The organism is Cellvibrio sp. KY-GH-1 (assembly GCF_008806975.1).
Lineage (GTDB): Bacteria > Pseudomonadota > Gammaproteobacteria > Pseudomonadales > Cellvibrionaceae > Cellvibrio.
This window is the reverse complement of sequence record NZ_CP031728.1, coordinates 5718341-5736988: the sequence shown is the minus strand read 5'-3', so window position 1 is coordinate 5736988 and position 18648 is coordinate 5718341. Positions and strand designations below refer to the sequence as shown.

Genomic DNA, 18648 nt, shown 5'->3' with positions numbered 1-18648 from the left:
ATTTGCCAGCGCTCGCTATGTATGGCAGTGTTAGCGCCCTTTAGCTGATTACCGCTCATATAGGCCTAGTGTGTCCATGCATCCCAAGTCGGTCGGAATTCTCTGCGTCATCGCAGGCACATTTTGTTTTGCCAGCAAAGGCATTTTGATCAAGCTAGCCTACCTCTACGGCATTAGTGCCACGCCATTACTCACTCTGCGTATGTTATTTGCACTGCCCTTTTACCTTGCCACAGCGTTGTGGCTAAACCGCAGCGCATTTGAGCCATTTCAAAAAGGCGACATCTGGAAAATTATTAGCTTGGGATTATTGGGCTATTACGTGTCCAGCCTGTTGGATTTTCTTGGGCTGCAATATATTTCAGCAGGTCTGGAACGGCTGATTCTTTACATTTATCCCACGCTGGTTTTATTGATGCTTGCCTACTGGAAACATGAACGCATTAATAACACGGTGAAATTGGCGCTAGCCATAGCTTACGGTGGAATGCTATTGGTATTTGCGCACGACCTGCGGCTCGCCAAGAATATAGATCTCACCCTCCTTGGCGCTCTGTTGGTATTCTGCAGCACGATTTCCTTTGCGCTGTTCATCGTGCTGGCGGGCAATATGATTAAGAAAGTCGGTTCAACTCGCTTTACCGCCTACGGAATGATCGCGGCGTGTAGCGGTGTGCTTGCACACGGATTGTCGTTCGGCGCCATTGAGGATTTGCAGCAACCACAGCCAGTGTACTTATTAGCGATTGCTCTCGCTTTTTTCTGTACAGTCATTCCCAGCTTTTTAATGAACAAAGGTATTAGCTTGGTTGGCAGTGGCAACGCCGCATTGATAGGCAGTATCGGCCCAATAATTACATTGTTTCTAGGTGCACTGGTGTTACACGAAACCATTACCAGTATTCAATTAATCGGCGCCGGCCTGGTTATCGGCGGCGTCAGTCTTGCTACGGCAAAAAAATAAACTTACCGAAGAAAGCTCTCTATGACGACACCTAACCAAAAAGCAGTTCCCAAAGCCAAACAAAAGAAAGACGCACGCGATCTGCGCGCCGAGGCGTTGAAGATTGTTAACACGATTAAAACCGAAGGCCAAACTCCGGTGGAAACCAAAGCCATTGCCAACGGAATCCAACGTGGAATGGAAATGTTTTTGCGCCAGCAAAGTGAAAAAACCCGCGATTTGGACAAGCGCACTAAAAAAGTTAAACAACTCGCAAATCAATTAGCGCAACAGCAAGACAGCGATACAAATGCAGATGAAGCAGACACCGCAGCGACGAACACGACTGCCCTGCCGTGGATTTTATTGGGAATCTCCTGGGTGTTATTTTTAGCTGTGCAAGGAATTCAGTTTTGGGGCTGATTAAACAGCCCCGCGCTACTGCGGCGCCATCAACACGCCGTAATAAATAACCGAGGGATAGGCAATGATCACCGCCCAGGTGACAACAAGGTCTATTCGGTACGCAAGCTGCTGAAGACCTTTTTTGGTTAACAGCACCACCATCACGCTGCTGAACAACCCAATACCGACAATCACAAAGGAAGCGACCTGAATCAAATCCGACAAGGTAAATACATCGGTTGAGGGCAAGGATATATCCACCGTGTATTTGTTGCCCACGCAGGCGAAGAGCGCCGACATAATCAGCCCCACCCGGCTTTCAAACATGGTTTCATTAAAGAAATACAGCAACGAGATAATCACATAGGCCACAAAAAAGCCTAAAAAGTAAGTCCAGAAAATCCGGTTACCGTGCCGCTCAATGGGGATAACAATCGACATCCGTGGATACACACCTTTCGCACCGCTTTGGATGCCGAAATTCGTCGGGTATTTGTAATCAAACGCGCGAATATCAATGGGCAACAGGCTCCAACCAGACAGGGTTAAATTATCGCTGAGCAGGCTGTTTTTCATATCGGGAACAAATTTTATTTTGGCCGAATCCAGTTCAACGCTTTCAATATTGATAGTGACGTTCTGCTGATCAAACGGAAAATATTTAATATCCCAATCCTGATTGATATCGGCCACAAACTTGGTCATGGTGTGGATGGTGCCGTCATCATTTTGGATGGTGAAATTTTCGGTATCGATAATGGACCAGCTGCGCGCATTGGTAATTTCGATTTTGTTGTAAAACTTGTAATCCTCAGGCAGAAGCTTTGGATCATAGGTGGACCAGATCCAGGCCGAGACAGTGAATTTTTTGTCCGGGATATCCAACGCGTACAACGAGGTCACATAAACTCCAACCGGAATTTCAATCCGATTTTTTCCTTCGTAAACCACCTCTTCCGCCCTGGCCGAAAATGCCAGTAGCAACAAAACACAACCAATAAATTTCCCGATAAGCTGAGTGTGTATCCGCATGATTTATACCAGTATCATTTTTTTGTTGATTTCCAGTGCCATGGCGTCCTGCTGCAATTCCGCTTTCAGCACTTTTATATAGTCAATCACTTCGTTGGCAAAACGATTCAGGTCATCTTCCGTGGTGTAAGACACCACTAAATGTACCACTTCATTCACTATGCCCGAGCTATCACTATTCCAAACGCCTTTTGCCTGTGAAGAAGTCGCACCGCCAAATTTTTCGCCCAGAAACACCATAGTCCGGTTAACGTAGAGCGTTGAATCAAATGGCTGGTCGATATTGATCGTGGTGGGTATGAAGACACAAATTTGATGCACCCGCTCAATACGCTCTACGATTTCACTGACCACGCGTAACGCTGGTTCTGGAATACTAAACGCGGTTCCACCAACAACCGGCAAGTCCGCTATGAACGGAATGTCAAAATCCACCACCGGGTCCATCACTACCGTCTCATTCACCCGATTCAACAATGTGTAAAGAGTGGTTTGATCCGGACGCACATGGCGCTGGATACTTTTAACCACAGCGGCAGTTTTTTCACCATCACCGTCAGTACTGGGCGCCATAACGACAATCGCTTTGGTATAACGAAACAAGGGCTCAAGGTAAACATCAATAAACTTGTCTACATTTCCGCTGACGGATGCCTGCATCACAATATTGGCATACTGATTGAGAATCTTGGTCATCAACAGCGACGACTCCGCTTCTTGCGGTACATCGCCCAAATCAAAATCGTTCCAGATATCAAAGCCATTCGCGTGTTTGTACAACCGAGCGCCTTCATCAAAACCAAAACGGTCGCTCAATTGCTTACTGTCCGGATATTCCATATAGACGGTTTTTTTATCGCTTCCGGTTTTCACCAGATTCGCCGCAAAATAATTACCAATGGTGGTAGCCCCACAACCGGGCTCCACGCTTATCACCAAAATAAATTTCGGCATATAGCGCTCAAGCGCAATATTAAGATCCGTTAATTCGGTATTTTTTTGCTTGATTTCATTAATCAGGTTGCGGTTCTGCTGGAAGGTTTCACTGATTTTCAAAAACCAGGGCTGCCATGCTGCCGGAATCAAACGATTAGGTGCACTTTTATCTTCACCCTGCTTTGAAATATGACGCACAAGTGATGCCGCAGGATAAATAAATTCGCGATAAGTTATTTTTTTAATCGCATACAACAAAATACCCAACGCAGCTAACAACACAATAAACACTATGCCAATTGACGAAAAAATGCGCGTAATAAACAGCGGTTTCTTTTCAATATAAATCACTTGCCAGGGCGCATTCTTTAATTGATAGCAGATGTATTGGTAGCCCTGACTGAGCTGTACCAATTTTAAATCGAGACATGCTCCTCTAATATCCGCAGCGGCAATTCCTTCCGGTAGCGCATCGTCAAACCGGGACGAATCGGTAAGCGTTACACTGGAGTGTGCCAGCAGCTGCCCGCGTGTGTTGACAATTGCCAAGGCTCCCATCCCCGGCCGAAATTCTTTTACGTAATTACCCAATTCCTCCAGAGTAAAGTCCAGCGCAACTGTTCCAAGGAATTCCTGCTGGCGATAAACGGGTTTTGCGGCCGTTACCATAACCCCCTTACCCGCTTCATCCAGATACACCGAGGTCCAAAAAGTCCCTTTACTGGGGTTAACCTCGGGACCGCCCAACGTATAAAACTCTTTTTTATATAACTTCTCACTAAAGCGGAATTCCGCAGAAGACACCCATGGATAAATATTGATAAATTTATGTTTAGAGGTGTAGTAAACCCAGGCCGCATTGGGAACACTCGCGCGAGTGGATTTAAAAGAACTATTCAAGCTAAACGCCATTTCAATTTCGTTTTTCAAATCCGGATTAAAGCTTACTGCCCCTTCACGCGTTACATCCGGGTTAAAACTGGCGATATCACCTTCACCGGTTAAATTACCGGTATCCTGCGCTGAATAAGGTGCGGGAACCTGATCCAACGCATAACCACCCGTCGCTGTTGGTGTCAGATTTTTCAGGTAACTACTGGATGACATACGCGGGTCATGGAAGAAATCCTGAGCATTGGTTTGCATCATATCCAATAACACAGTGACCCGAACCAGTAGATTATCTATCGCCACCGACTCGGTTTTGAACTGATCGGTCAGCTGCGTTCTCTCAAATTTATCCTCACTGATGGTTTGAATAGCAATGAGTAGTGCCGACACCAGCAACACCGCAAAAAAGGTGTACAACATGATGGTGTTGTAACGGGCGGTAAACTGACGCGCCTCGAATTTTTCCATAACTTTTTATCTCGTTATTTATGCTTATGGTGGTCGCTAAACAACAATAGCCTGCACCAAACTTGTGCCAACAACAGTGCTTATTGAGGTAATGCGTTTTTATTTAACGCATTGGACAAAGCAAACGCGGCAACTAAGGTTAACAACCCGGCGACCGAAATATAATAACCAACAAACGGCAACCCGTAATGCGTGCCCAGCCAGCTGGCTATCGCCGGGGTGAGCGACGCACCGATAATTCCAGCCAGATTAAAACTGAGCGATGCCCCGGTGTAACGCACTTCTGTTGGGTATATTTCAGCAAGCGCTGTGCCGAGTGGACCATAGGTTAACCCCATCACCCCAAATCCTATCGCGAGGGTAATTAAAACCCCCGTGTCTGACCCGGAATTGAGCAGGGTTGAAAAACACAAACCAAATAATAAAACCGCAATTCCCGAAAGCATTAGCATCGCGCGGCGACCGATCCGGTCGGCAATATGTGCCGACAAACAAATAGTAAGCGCGAGTGCAAACACAGCATACAATTGCAGAATTAAAAACTCCTCGCGCGTATAACCCAATTTGCTGGTTCCCCAACCCAACGAAAATACCGTGGTGAGGTAAAACACCACAAATGCCGCTATCGCCAAAAACGCACCCAGAAACATCACACCTGTGTGCTGCGTAAATACCGCGAACATGGGGACAGGCACACGCTTTTCCGTTTTAATCGCCTCTTTAAACGCGGGGGTTTCCTCCAGGCTCAAGCGCACATACAAACCAACAATTACCAGCAACGCACTCGCCACAAATGGAATGCGCCAACCCCAGCTGAAAAAATCTGCATCACTTAAATTATGTGTTAACAGTAAAAACACACCCGTCGAACAGAAAAAACCAATGGGTGCGCCCAACTGCGGAAACATGCCATACCAGGCACGCTTGTTCTCCGGCGCATTCTCAATCGCCAACAACACCGCCCCACCCCACTCACCACCCAAACCTATGCCCTGACCAAAGCGACAAAGGCATAACAAAATCGTCGCAGCTATGCCGATGGTTTCATAAGTCGGCAACAAGCCAATACACACAGTGGACACACCCATAGTCATCAACGCCGCCACCAAAGTCGCCTTGCGCCCGATACGATCCCCATAATGCCCAAACAACGCCGACCCAATTGGCCGCGCAAAAAACGCCAGGGCAAAAGTCGCCAGCGATTGCAAGGTCGCCGTAGTGGCATCACCGGAAGGGAAAAACAATGTGGGAAATACCAGCACAGCAGCAGTGGCATAAATATAAAAATCAAAAAACTCAATGGTAGTGCCGATCAAGCTGGCAAAAAGAACGCGGAACGGGGTATTGGCTGTTTGCATGGGAGTCACTGGTTATTTTTGTTGTTTGGGGTATTGGGGTATGGAGGGCGGCATTATAGCGAAAACTGATAAATGTACTGCATTGCCATCTCATATCAGCGAAGAATGTACTTAGCCGAAAGCGTTCATACAGAACTGTTTTAGCGAACCCGCCATAACTGCTACGGCTTTTTTGGACAAAAAAATTCAATGCCAAATTCCTTACACCCATGAGGAGAAGGTTGCAGCGCAAAATGCCGCTATTGCCATGTGAGTTTTTTCCATTCCCATGAATATCACTAACGATACTATTACTTTGCGAATGTAATGCTCAGGCACAAACCCTATTGAGCAAAAAAATCGAGCATGGTTTTAGGATGTAACAACGAAACATTCAGAACAAAGGAGCCTGTTTATGAACAAATCATTAGCGAGAATATTGTACGTTGTTTTTGGTATCAACTTGGCGATTAGCGCTTCTGTTTATGCGGCTGATCCAGGGAAAGCGTTTAAAGAGGCCTGGTCATGCGCAAAGAGCCTGGGCGAAGGAAGTGTCAAAATAGGAAGTGACCTGATTCAAAAAGGTGAATCTCTAGCATCACTCCCCGCATCTGCCGGCAAATGCCTGGCCACCAGCGCTACCGATAAAGCCGGTTTTGCAATTACGATGGGAACGCTTACTGCCATAAAAATTGCATCCCCTTCATCCATACCTAATGGGCAGTGCCTGAATTCCGTTACGCAGTCAGTGGCGAAACCTTTTGGCCTCGGCCTCGCTGCGGTATTACCGGATAGCAATGCAAAAACCACCTTGAAAAATCTGTTAAATAGTGAAGTTGCTGCCAGTGTGCTCTGGCAACAAATGACAAAAATCCCTCCTCCCGTAGCTACAGCAACCGGCCATGTAACATGTGCCTGCGAGTTTATTGACCGAGGGGTTTCGTTGGCCGATCTCAGCGCTGTAAGTGGCGCGATATCTCAAGCGAGCGATACCTGCGCAAACTTTTTAGATGAAGCCGGTCTGGGGTTTATTAACGACTGGGGCAACACTGCAATAACTTACACCACTGATATTTATAACTATCTTGGTGACGTGGCTGACGATTTGCGCAAGAAGCCCAAGCCCGCGCCTGATGCACAGGTTTATTATGGATACTGGGGAATTTTTGTACCCAGCATGGCAGAAATACGCGCACTACAACCGACTGCCGATTTGGGCTTGGCTGATTGGGGAAATAAATATAATAGTTGGATTTCGCTGGGTGACTATTGCTATCAAAGTGGTTGCAAGGTGAATATGGCGCTCATTTACCAGCAATGCGTGGAATATTACACCATGCATAGATTTAGCCCTGAGCACGCCAAGACAAAGTGCAATAATCACAGAGCACAAGCAAGCAACGAAGCGGAACAAAAAAGTAAAGAATACATCGCCATCAGAGATTTATTTGCGTTGTTACCTCAGGAAATCGATAACCAGACTACGGCGAACTGGCTGTGGCGTTTGCCTAACCGTAGCAACAGCAGTGGCTGGTCACTTTGGGATGCAAAGCAAAGTGTTTATTTAAGTATTCTTGGAGCGGCAACCAAAACAAAGGCATTTGATGAACCCTGGCATTACAAAACAACCGGGATTTATGCCGCCGCGCGCGAAATATTATCTAGCGTCAATTACGATCCGAAAAAAGCTGCCGCCATGGCTGTCAGCGCTGCATTTACGGCGTTTCACAAAAAAACGTACGAACAATGGGATATAAATAGAGCAGACGCCCGAACCCACTGGATGAATAAGTGGTTTCCCCAGCCCGCGTTCGCCGGCCCCTTTGGATGTAAGGGAAATCAAGTACACAGCACAGAGTGCCAAAAAGCATTGAAAGCCGCGTTTGATAAAGTTTGTTTGCCGGCCGTGGTATCAGCGCATACGGAATCGCCAAATGTATTGGCCGCAGGGTTCCGCATTCCCACAGCGGAAAAAAATTGTCATTCCTGGTTAGATCCTATGATTAATAAAATTAATCAGGTGGTCGATTATCAATATCAGGCTCATGCAACAGTGTGCAATAGTTTTACTCCGCGCACAGAAGAACACCAACGATGCATGAATATGGTGAGCAGCGACTTTGAAAGTTGCGCTACGAGTGCAATTCAAAACAATCAGGATACATCTAATGTAAAAAGCTGCATGGAACACGCAGGGAAGACTATCCTTTCGCGTTTAGGGCTATTAAGACGGAGCACAATAACTCCAACTGAACCGCTCAAGCCAATTCGCCCGCTTATAAAATGAATTTTCTGATGCAGCAATAAAATTTATTTTCCAGCAAACCCAAGTCACCAGAAAAATATGGTGACTTGGTGCTCGGTCACAACAGCCAGGGGGAGTGGCACAATTAGCGGAAGACTGCAGTATAGGATGCGAGAGTCTTTGTAAAGCTTTATCCGGCGAAGGAAACCCCAGCTTTGCAATAATTCTTAAAGTGCTAAAAGCGTTGAATATGTAGTTGCATGTTAGCAAAGCAGATTAACAACACTTTCAAAAAGCTCAATTCATCTTGATACGCTCAGACAAATAATTAACATTTTCAATTCTTCCTGCCTGACCACCACGCATAGTAATGCATGATTTAGTACCCGATTTTTTATTTTTTTCAACGCAACTATCCATGCGGGGAACATGTCTATAAAACACTCCCTCAATCTCCACCATTTTTCCTGTTAATGCTAAAGCCATTTCATCAGTAATTCCCAAGGATTTTCCATCGACATCCACCCAAAAACCATTTTGCTTAATGTAATAATCGAAACTTTCACTATCGACGAAAATTAAATTTTACTCGAATTCCAAATTCAACACCCCTGTAATACTTACTAATTGACCACTAAATTTTTCCGGGTTGGCCAAAAGATAATGCATAGAAACACGAACAGCCTCTTCATTTCCCTTTCCGAACTCAGAAGCCAATGTGGAAGTATTTATCAGCAACAAAAATAGCGACGTAAAAATTGCTTTCATATTTTTAACCTTAAGGAAAAGATAGATTGGATTGTAACCAATTCTTAAAAAGTACTGGAAAAACAACAAATCACTCAACTGCAGAGCAGATTGTTTTCTGCAATCACCGTGCAAGAAAATTACTCAGGAGGTTGAATTACCTGCGCAGGCTATTGCTGGGGCGGGAGGCTAACGAAAGTGAGGCTGCAACCCCACTGGGAATTTTTATAGGAATTTAAAGCGGGTAGCGCGAATTATTAGTCACCATATGTAGTAAAAACCTTTATTTCACCAACCGTTCTGAAATCTTTATCATCTGTGACCAATTTAGACACCCCCTGTAGAAGTGATCCCCTCCGCGAATATCGGACACCTTAGAAACTGAGTAAACTTACTCCAGAGGTGATCCATGAGCAAGAAACCAACCCCAAAAGAGAATAAGAAGTATACAGCCGAGTTCAAAAGTGAGGCCATTAAACTGGCCGAACGATTGAGCGTAGCGGAAGCCGCCGAAAAACTGGGCATATATGCCAGTCAAATTTACAGTTGGCGTAGCGCACTCAACAATAGCCGTACTGATGTTGAAAGAGAATCGCTCCTCGCCGCTGAAAATGCACGCCTCAAGCGTCAGCTCGCCGAGCAAGCAGAGGAGCTTGAAATCCTAAAAAAGGCGGCTACCTACTTCGCGAAGCATCAAAAATAAAACGCTACGAATTTATGCTGACAAATAGCGCGCTATATTCAATCGCGATGATGGCGCGCGTTCTGTTGGTTTCGCGAAGTGGGTATTACAGCTGGCTTGATAATCGTGAAATGGTTAGTTGGCGCATGCAGCAAAGAGAAGCGATTGATGCGTTGGTAAAGGCAGCATTTGAGGCTGGAAAAGGCCGGTATGGCGCGGATCGGATTTTTTATGATTTGGCGGAGCAAGATAATCCGCTCGACATAAAAGCCATTCGGAAAAGCCTGAAACGGCAGGGGTTAATTGCAAAAGCGGCCAAGCTGTTCAAGGTGACTACGGACAGCAATCATACACTACCTGTTGCGCCCAACCTGTTGGCTAGAGATTTTTCTGCGCAACAACCTAATGAAAAATGGGTGACCGATATTACTTATATTCAAACTACAGAAGGTTGGTTGTATCTGGCCGTGATGATTGATTTATATTCTCGAAAAGTTGTTGGTTGGTCGATGAGCAAACATATTGATGCGCAATTGGTTTGTGATTCATTGATGATGGCGTTGTGGCGACGAAAATTCCCAAAAAGCGTTATTGTTCACAGTGACCGTGGCAGCCAATATGTATCGCATGCGTTTAGGGATTTACTGGAAAAATATTCGCTAATACAGAGTATGAGTCGCAAGGGTGATTGCTGGGACAATGCGTGTGCGGAAAGCTTCTTTCATTCACTTAAGGTTGAGCTGGTTCACGGCGAGCCATTGCTAGATGGAAAGCACACGCGCGAATCTATTTTTGAATATATCGAAGTGGATTACAATCGCTACCGCCGTCACAGCGCTATTGGCTTTGTTAGCCCCGAGCGCTTTGAGGCAAAAAATGTATGTTAGTTAACTGTCCGAAGTTGGCGGTAGGGATCAGAAACCTTGCTAACGGAAAAGTCAGATTTTCCATCTTCTAGAAAATACCAGGTTCCGGATAGAAAGTTGCGATACGGAAAGATCGCTGTCGGATCATAAAAACCATCTATAGCATCAATTTTCCAAGCCCCATAAGACCCATTAGTGCCACGAAAGAAAACAGTATCGCCTTCCCATGCGTGGACTGCACCTGATGATTGATACTCAAACAAAGAGGCATCACCGGCCAAGCTTATATCAGCGAGCCCACTATAAACAAAAACATCCGCATTAGACTCACTATATTCTGACGAATAAAACCAGCCTGAATAATTAAAATAAGCGATAGACCACTGCTGGTGCAGGTTGTTAACACCATCTCCCCAAGAAAAAACACCCTTTGACTCAGGAACGGCGGTGATATCGCCCGAGAGTAAACCAGCATAGGAACTGGTTGGTACTAGCAACAAAACAAGTAACATTAAACGCTTTATCATTTTTGATTCCCTTTAGATAAATAAACGAATAAAAACGCAATACCAATAAAAAGGCTATGCAGTTAATTATTTCATGCGCTTATTTATAAAGCCAGGCTTCAAACTTGGAACGCAGCTGCAAACAACCTACTTTTATTCTTAAAATAAAGGCGTTAGCTGCGCAAACAGGGAGGGGAAATTAAGGCAGTATAAACTGCCTTAATGAAGTTTTTACTACAGCAATAGAAGTTACCCCCCAATCGCTTTTTCAATTGCCGCCACATCAATCTTGCGCATGGTCATCATGGCTTCGAATACGCGTTTGGCAATAACGGGATTTGGGTCAGTGACGCCTTTGGATAATACGATGGGTGTAATTTGCCAGGATATGCCCCATTTATCCTTACACCAACCACATTCACTTTCCTGGCCACCATTATTGACTATCGCATTCCAATACCGATCAGTTTCGGCCTGGTCTTTGGTGGCGATTTGAAATGAAAAGGCTTCGGTGTGTTTGAACGCAGGACCGCCATTGAGGCCCAGACAAGAAATTCCCATTACGGTGAATTCAACCGTTAGTACATTGCCTTGCTTACCTGACGGATAATCGCCCGGTGCGAGATTCACAGCAGTCACAAATGAATCGGGAAAGGTATCGGCATAAAAGCGCGCCGCTGCTTCGGCATCACGATCATACCAAATGCAGATGGTATTTTTTGCTGGGTTAGTCATATCACTTCTCCATAGTTAATATCAGGTTCGGCCAGAGCATGAGGCAACTTATTCCGGAATTTCCGGCTCTACTAATTGCGCCAAAAACTGCAGCGATTCTTGCCAGCCAAGATAACAACCAGACACAGGAATAACGGCGGGAATTCCTTCCTGTTTGATGTTAACTTCAACACCACAGGGCACAGGAGTTAACTCCACGGTTGTGCGCATTTCTCCGGGTAAATTGGGGTCGTCAAATTTCGCGCTATAGGAGATGTACTTATGCGGCGTTAATTCCAGATAGGTACCGCCAAAGGAATGGCTATTCCCGGTAGTAAAGTTGGTGAATGACATTTTGTAGGAGCCACCAACCTTGGCATCAAAATGGTGAACTTTGGCGGTAAACCCGCAGGGTGGGAGCCATCGCGCAAAGGCATCTGCATCGGTAAAGGCCCGGTAAACCTTTTCCGGCGTGCTGCGTAAAACACGGTGAAAATGCACGCTGTTGGTAGACATAATGAATCTCCTATTAAGGTGAAATAATCAGTTAACCATGATTATGGTACTTAATAGTCGATTGGGGAGATGGGGTTTCGACAAGGCTATAAAAATTTTCTGCCTCTGCAAAAGCACCATAATCCTTCAATACAGATGCAAGGATGCTGTTTAAGACCTATTGCCCCTCATCTGCATCCGAGAGCAAACCGGTTACTCAAATCCAAAATGATTTTTTCACCGGCACGCTCACTCAATTAACTTTCAACGGCAAGTGTTAACTGATTGTGATCTATTGATGTAATTCGATTGCGCAAGCTAGTTCCCTCTAGCGGGTCAAAACTTGCCATTACCTGGACGAGCAATCCAATCTCTGCATCGTCCAAACAGAGCTTCTCAACAGCACGCGACGATATTTCTGTGATCTCTACATCAATCACCCCAAAAATAAACTTACCAAAAAATTAATTACTCAATATTTACACCGCAAATTTTTTCTTTATGTTCAGATATACTCCAAATACTAATTGCTTCTTTATTATTTTTAACTCCATACTTTAAATTCCAATGTTCGTGATACAAAACATTATTAATCGTTATCAACTGATCATTACCATTAAAATTCATTCCAAGATATCCTTTCTCTTTATACTTTTCCGCCGAATAAATTGAAATTGAATTATCAAAAACAAAGAAATTATTATTCATCTCACACCAACTTATATTTTCATGCGCTCGCAATCTCAATACTCTTTTATAAAGAGTATCTACAACACCATCTCTGTCCACATCCATTGATATTTTAAATAAAGATACACCTATATTTTCCATTTGCAACCTGAATTCCCTAATAGCCTCTAGGTAATCAGCTGCATCCAACCCCTTAAATGAGGCATGCTGCCATTTAATGCCCCCTTCGATTGTTTGTTTTATCTCCACCTCATCGGCGACCACATCCCACACTAATGCTTTAAATTGCCCATATCCAGGCAATACTTTTCTTTCGCATATTGGGTATTCCATATATTTTGTTTTATTCAACATATCCACATAAGACTGACAGAACGGGTAAGCCTCACCGAACACCAATTTGAATTTAAGCGGGAAACTGTCATTAAGTGAATGTTTTTTAGCGTCGCGCATTAATAATGCGCCAAACCCAAAGCCTTTACTGATTGCTGGAGAACGAATAATCGAAGACAGAAAATTAATGCGATCCTGGTAAATCTGTATTAGGCAAGCAACATCTTTACATAAATTTCTCTCATTTTTTAGCCACGCCCGTTGTAGCCTTTTAATTTCATTTTTATTATCTGCACTCTTAACCACAACCTGATATGTACTACCCAATTCACTATCCAATTGTGAAACTGTTGGATTGGAGCAAATCATCTTTTCAATTGAGGTTGCCGCCTTTGTACAATCAAAACTCGCCGCCTGCAATGAGCCAGAAAGAGCAGCAATTCCAACACCCCCTATCACTTTGATAGTTGTTTTTTTCAAAGCTGTATTCTTCATATGATCTTCCTCAACATACTAAAACCCGCTCTAATCTATTGGATGTGGGAAGCAGGATAAAAAATAAGAATGGGAATATTAAAATTCACGATATTGGAATATTGATATGGCTTGACGAAGCAGCCAGTACATCCATTTTTACATCCGTTGTTTTAGGAATTCATTCAATGAATCGTCCTTTGCCCTGTTAATTTTAGGAGGGCATTTATAAGATCGGATAATAGCAATTGACCACATTTTGTAAACGGGTCTTAAGCGACACACTCAAACACAGAAAGTGAATATCCACATCTGGCGCTCCATTGGTACAGGCAAACTACCCCTGATAGCAAGATGGCTGAAATACTTATAATTGCTGGCGTTGGTTTTGGATAAGGAACCAGGAAAATCAACTAAAACTTTATCCCACAAAATAAAAAGGCGGCAAAAATGCCGCCTTTTGGGATCAGAATTTTACAATCAATAAACCTCAAAATCCCACAACGAATAACCGTAACCCGTACCGCGAGCTGTGCCATTAATACGCACATAACGGCCTGAACCACTTACTGTTAAATCATCAATTGCACCATCACCGTTGGTTACTGTGTGAATGGTTGTCCAGTTCAGGTTGTCGATTGAGGTTTGCACTTGGTAGTTTTTTCCGAAAGCACCTTCCCAATTGAGTTTTACACGGCTAATGCTTTGCACTGAACCAAGATCCACTTTAATCCATTGCGCATCACTCCATTGGCTGGCCCAACGGGTATTCACATTGCCATCCACTGCTTGCGCGGCATTCCAGGCGGCGCCTTCATCACTCGAAGACGTTGCTGGTTTATTCAGCGCTTTGTTGGTGGTTACTGGTGGAGAAATTCCGCCGCCATAGACTTCAAAATCAAACAGCGAATAACCATAACCCGTACCCCGCTGAGTGCCGTTCATGCGCACATAGCGGCAAGTGCCTGACGCTGTAATATCATCCACACCACCATCGCCGGTAGTGGTGGAATAAATAGTGGTCCAATTTACTTTGTCATCCGATACCTGGATTTGATAGGACTTGCCGTAGGCAGCTTCCCATTTTAATAGCACGCGATTAATGGCTTTGCTGCTACCGAGATCCACATAAATCCATTGTGCATCTGTCCATTGGCTGGCCCAACGCGAATTGGTATTGCCATCCACCGCTTGAGTTGCAGACATAACTTCTGCTTCTTGCGATGAAGCTACCGCAATTTTATTTAACGCAAGGTTGGTATTATCCGGTGGATTCACTGGCGGTGTTGTCGGTGGCAGCACGGGAGGTTTACCTCCGCCCAATGAATACACACGCACCCAGTCTATTAATGTCGATGCTGGGAATACTGCTTCAGGAACAATTCCACCACCGTAAGTAAATCCGGATTGACCGCCCACACCCGAACTTAAAATTAAATACATTTGGTGCTCGAACGGATGCCATTCCGGAAAGTGGTTGGAATATTCAGAAACATAGGTACGTTTGCCATTGCGAATTTCCGTGCGCGCAGAATCATTGCCATCTGCCGGAGGGAATGCACCGCCATCATTTAAATAATGGATGTGATACACATTGCCATCCACATAAAATTCGATGCGGTCGCTATGCCAATTCACACCGTAAGTGTGCCAACCCCAGCTGCCTGCATTCTGGTCATTTACCGCAGGTGGATAATTGCCATAACCCGGGTTGCGCAGATTACTGCTCCAGCGCGTGGAGGTTTGTCCGTCCACCGCATTTGCCCCAGCGAGATCCGGTGCTTGCAATGAAGAAACGGTAACAAGCCGATTTAACGCGAGGTTAGTACCGGCAAAATTTTTAATTTCAAATTCAAACAGCGAGTAACTCCACTCAGTTGCACGCTCGCTGCCGTACATGCGCACATAGCGACCATTACCATTCGCGTTGATCACATCCACACCGCCATCACCGTTGGCAGTGGAATAAACATCGGTCCAATTCACTTGATCATTAGAGGTTTGGATTTTGTAAGTTTTGCCGTAAGCGCCTTCCCAATTTAAAACAACTTGATTAAACCCTTGTGCACTGCCGAGGTCCACTTGAATCCACTCGGGCTCATCTGGCCCCTGCTTATCTTTATAGCTGTAGTAACCGCCGAGATGGCCATGGTTCCAATCCTGATAGGCATTATTTTCCCAGAACCAGGCGTAATGCACGGTGCCCAAATTATGGAAGGGAATGGAGCCAACGTATTCCATAATGTCCACTTCACCACCTTGTGGCCACATTAAATGATCTTCACCGGGCGGAATTTCATTGGGCATCATCCAGAACGCAAATCCTTGCCCTTTGTATTTCACATCCTTTGCCCAAACACGCGCTTCAATTTTGTAACCTGGGCCGAAAGCGACTTTGCCAGCCGTGTTAATGCGGCCGCTGGTGTAATCCTTATCGATATAAAATTCCTTGCGGGTGGTAATAGCCAAGGCACCACCATCGGCACCAGCAATACCTTGTTTAATGCTGATATTTTCCGGGCGTTCAGTAGCGCGGTCCAATTGCCCTGTACCCCAATCACCATTGATGCCAGTGCCAGTTTCAATATTCCAGGCATTCGGGTCTAACTGGGAGCCGTTAAATTCATCACTCCAAATAAGCGTTTGCGCATTCGCGGCACTACTCATTACGAGAGTAACTGCCAATGACAAAAAATGGCGAGAGTATTTTCTAAAGCGGGTCGAGTTGAGCGTGGAATTATTCATATTATGTTCCTGCTGTGGTTATTAAGCTTGCGGGAATCACAGTTCCCGATAAGAAACTGCGCTGCCGTTACGCTTCGATAATCGGTTAACTATCGAATCGAAAAAATTGTGCAAGCAAATCCGTGACAACAGGTTCTACCAAACGCAAAGAACCAAAAAATAGGCGTTCGTTTAATCAACTGCAGGCATACGACCAAAATAATTTGAATTGAATCACGCAATAAATGAGTTGGTGCGCAAAAAATATTTTAGATAAAAAAGGGAGCCATAAGGCTCCCGAGGGGATAGCTAAATCGGAAAACGATTCGCTACAGCACGAGAAAAAAGCATCAAGGGTGTAACACTAACGAATGGAGATTATACGCTCCTGATTTTGAGTAAAACCGTAACCTGTTAGCACCTTGTAACAATTTTACACTCGAAATTGTTACTGATTGATAATTTTGTGATGCAGGTACATTTACGTCTGCATTTAAATTTTGATTGTTCACACTCACACTCATTTTCCCGTCGCCATTTGGCGCTTTAACAACCGCTGCGAGTTCATAAGTGCCAGCTTTATCCACCTGCACCGTATAATCCAACCATTCACCGGCTTCAAAATGAGTTACCACATAGGATTTTTTTGTCGCATCGAATTCAATATCTACACCTTCATTGCGATAAGTCGTGCCACGGTTCCAGAGCGTACGCTCTTTACCAGTCGATACGTGATAATTGGCAGAGTCAACATCCCAGTAGGCAACGCCACTGCGACCCATATCAAAATCCACAGCTAATACTGTGCCGCCGGACTTTTTAATGCGGTGATTTTTAAAGGGCACGCTGGTATAGGAATAAGGTTGACGAAACATGGCATCAATCACTTCCGGGTGGAACTGATTTTTCTCGAACCGAATATCCTCCGCTAATTGCAGCAATGCTTTTTTTGCAACAGCGGCGCTGGGTTTCTCACCCTTACCCGTTAAATAGTCAACCACTTTCCAATAATCTGCATTGGGTTTTATTTCGAGAGGATTATTAAACCCAAGTTTTTTCAACGGCCACCAGGCCCAGCCAATTCCCTGGGACTCCACCAATTGAATTGCATCAGTAAACCAGAGGTTGGAATTTTCGCCTGATTCCCCCAACCAGATGGGCATATTGTATTTTTCGCGCAGCGCCAAATGGCCGCTGATATCGCCAACAGTGTTGTTGTTCCAATATTTATGGAAACTCAGCACCAGGTTTTTGTTTGCCTCGGCGTTATCCGACAAAGGCAGCACCCCGGAATAATTATTGCCCCAGCAATTGCCTTCGATAATGACGATGTGTTTGTTATCCACTTCACGAATAGCCTGGGTCACATCCTGCAATAACTTTTTCAGCGGTGCATTTTTGGTTTCTTTACAACCATTTTTATCCGCTGCATTTTCAAAGCCCCAGTTGGGCTCATTGATAATGTCGTAAGCTCCAACAGTGGGTTCATTGGCATAACGCTGTGCAAGCTTGCGCCAGAGGGCGATCATTTTTTGCTGGTTGGCTTCACTCTGCCAGAGTGAGGGCAGGTTTGGATTGCGATCAGAAATGGCGAAATCATTACCCTGCCCGCCCGGTGCTGCATGCAAATCCAGAATCACATACATATTATTCGCCTTGGCCCAGGCGATTAATTGATCAGTCATGACAAAGCCCTGGTCCAGCCAGGTGTTTTGACCAACCACAGGTTCCTGCTCAATCGGCAAGGTATAAAGATTGAAATGCATTGGCAGGCGCACTGAGTTAAAGCCCCATTGCGCCATTGCATCTATATCCGCCTTGGTAGTGTGGTTGGCAAGCCAGGCGTTATAAAATTCGTCGCTTGCGGCTTTGCCAGCCAACGCTTCAAATTTTGCACGTATTACATGTTGCTGCCCCAGATTCCCCAACTTGAGCATGTAACCTTCTTGCAGCATCCAGCCGCCCAACCCCATTCCGCGCAGTAGGACTTTGTCGCCCTGCTCATTCACAATAAAGTGACCATCTGCACGCAAGAAACTTGGAGCACCGGTATTGCCACTACTTAGGCCGGCAACGAGGCTTGCCGCAACAAACATAAACGTTTGAACAACACGAGACCTAATCGATTTCACGGAAAACCTCTTATCTGATTTATTGTGT

General features: G+C 44.9%; 16 protein-coding genes. 5 read left to right on the top strand and 11 right to left on the bottom strand.

Going from position 1 to position 18648, the window contains the following annotated elements; genetic code table 11:
* Positions 1-76: 76 nt before the first annotated feature.
* Positions 77-964, top strand: coding sequence for a DMT family transporter (locus D0C16_RS23820; protein WP_151034726.1), 888 nt, complete (start codon positions 77-79; stop codon positions 962-964).
* A 21-nt stretch (positions 965-985) separates the two neighbouring features.
* Complete coding sequence (locus D0C16_RS23815) at positions 986-1366, top strand: DUF2956 family protein (protein WP_151034725.1); 381 nt, start codon at positions 986-988, stop codon at positions 1364-1366.
* A gap of 15 nt (positions 1367-1381) precedes the next feature.
* Here the strand turns inward: D0C16_RS23815 and D0C16_RS23810 are convergent, their stop codons facing one another.
* The 3 genes from D0C16_RS23810 to D0C16_RS23800 form a co-directional block, all read right to left on the bottom strand.
* A complete protein-coding gene (locus D0C16_RS23810) occupies positions 1382-2380 on the bottom strand; it encodes a hypothetical protein (RefSeq protein WP_151034724.1) in 999 nt (332 codons plus the stop codon).
* A 3-nt stretch (positions 2381-2383) separates the two neighbouring features.
* Positions 2384-4675 carry a cache domain-containing protein gene (locus D0C16_RS23805; RefSeq protein WP_151034723.1) on the bottom strand — a complete coding sequence of 764 codons (2292 nt, stop codon included), beginning with the start codon at positions 4673-4675 and terminating at the stop codon, positions 2384-2386.
* Between the two features lie 80 nt (positions 4676-4755).
* The gene (locus D0C16_RS23800; RefSeq protein ID WP_151034722.1) at positions 4756-6033 is read right to left on the bottom strand and encodes an MFS transporter; all 1278 of its coding nucleotides are present in this window, start codon (positions 6031-6033) and stop codon (positions 4756-4758) included.
* A gap of 394 nt (positions 6034-6427) precedes the next feature.
* Here D0C16_RS23800 and D0C16_RS23795 point away from each other — a divergent pair, with 394 nt between their 5' ends.
* Positions 6428-8299, top strand: coding sequence for a hypothetical protein (locus D0C16_RS23795; protein WP_151034721.1), 1872 nt, complete (start codon positions 6428-6430; stop codon positions 8297-8299).
* Positions 8300-8393: 94 nt separating this feature from the next.
* Complete coding sequence (locus D0C16_RS24820) at positions 8394-8513, top strand: hypothetical protein (protein ID WP_370458194.1); 120 nt, start codon at positions 8394-8396, stop codon at positions 8511-8513.
* Between the two features lie 41 nt (positions 8514-8554).
* Here the strand turns inward: D0C16_RS24820 and D0C16_RS23785 are convergent, their stop codons facing one another.
* Entirely contained in the window at positions 8555-8782 is a 228-nt protein-coding gene (locus D0C16_RS23785) for a hypothetical protein (RefSeq protein WP_151034720.1), read from the bottom strand.
* A 60-nt stretch (positions 8783-8842) separates the two neighbouring features.
* Complete coding sequence (locus D0C16_RS23780; RefSeq protein ID WP_151034719.1) at positions 8843-9025, bottom strand: hypothetical protein; 183 nt, start codon at positions 9023-9025, stop codon at positions 8843-8845.
* A gap of 388 nt (positions 9026-9413) precedes the next feature.
* On the opposite strand from D0C16_RS23780, the gene D0C16_RS23775 reads away from it, so the two are divergent.
* Positions 9414-10573 (top strand): IS3 family transposase gene (locus D0C16_RS23775; RefSeq protein ID WP_225318838.1). Its coding sequence is split into 2 segments (ribosomal slippage): positions 9414-9669 and positions 9669-10573, totalling 1161 coding nucleotides; the frame shifts between segments, so codons are not numbered across the junction.
* Here the strand turns inward: D0C16_RS23775 and D0C16_RS23770 are convergent.
* The 6 genes from D0C16_RS23770 to D0C16_RS23745 form a co-directional block, all read right to left on the bottom strand.
* Positions 10570-11079: a hypothetical protein gene (locus tag D0C16_RS23770; protein WP_151034718.1), complete on the bottom strand. Its 510-nt coding sequence runs from the start codon at positions 11077-11079 to the stop codon at positions 10570-10572. The two genes, D0C16_RS23775 and D0C16_RS23770, sit on opposite strands and share 4 nt — an antisense overlap.
* Positions 11080-11307: 228 nt before the next feature.
* Positions 11308-11793, bottom strand: a complete 486-nt coding sequence (locus tag D0C16_RS23765) for a VOC family protein (RefSeq protein WP_151034717.1) — start codon at positions 11791-11793, stop codon at positions 11308-11310.
* Positions 11794-11841: 48 nt separating this feature from the next.
* On the bottom strand, positions 11842-12288 hold the full coding sequence (locus D0C16_RS23760) for an SRPBCC family protein (protein ID WP_151034716.1): 447 nt from the start codon (positions 12286-12288) through the stop codon (positions 11842-11844).
* 447 nt (positions 12289-12735) lie between these two features.
* Positions 12736-13785, bottom strand: a complete 1050-nt coding sequence (locus D0C16_RS23755) for a lysozyme inhibitor LprI family protein (RefSeq protein ID WP_151034715.1) — start codon at positions 13783-13785, stop codon at positions 12736-12738.
* A 459-nt stretch (positions 13786-14244) separates the two neighbouring features.
* Entirely contained in the window at positions 14245-16509 is a 2265-nt protein-coding gene (locus D0C16_RS23750) for a discoidin domain-containing protein (protein ID WP_151034714.1), read from the bottom strand.
* 329 nt (positions 16510-16838) lie between these two features.
* Complete coding sequence (locus D0C16_RS23745; protein ID WP_225318837.1) at positions 16839-18620, bottom strand: cellulase family glycosylhydrolase; 1782 nt, start codon at positions 18618-18620, stop codon at positions 16839-16841.
* Positions 18621-18648 lie beyond the last annotated feature (28 nt).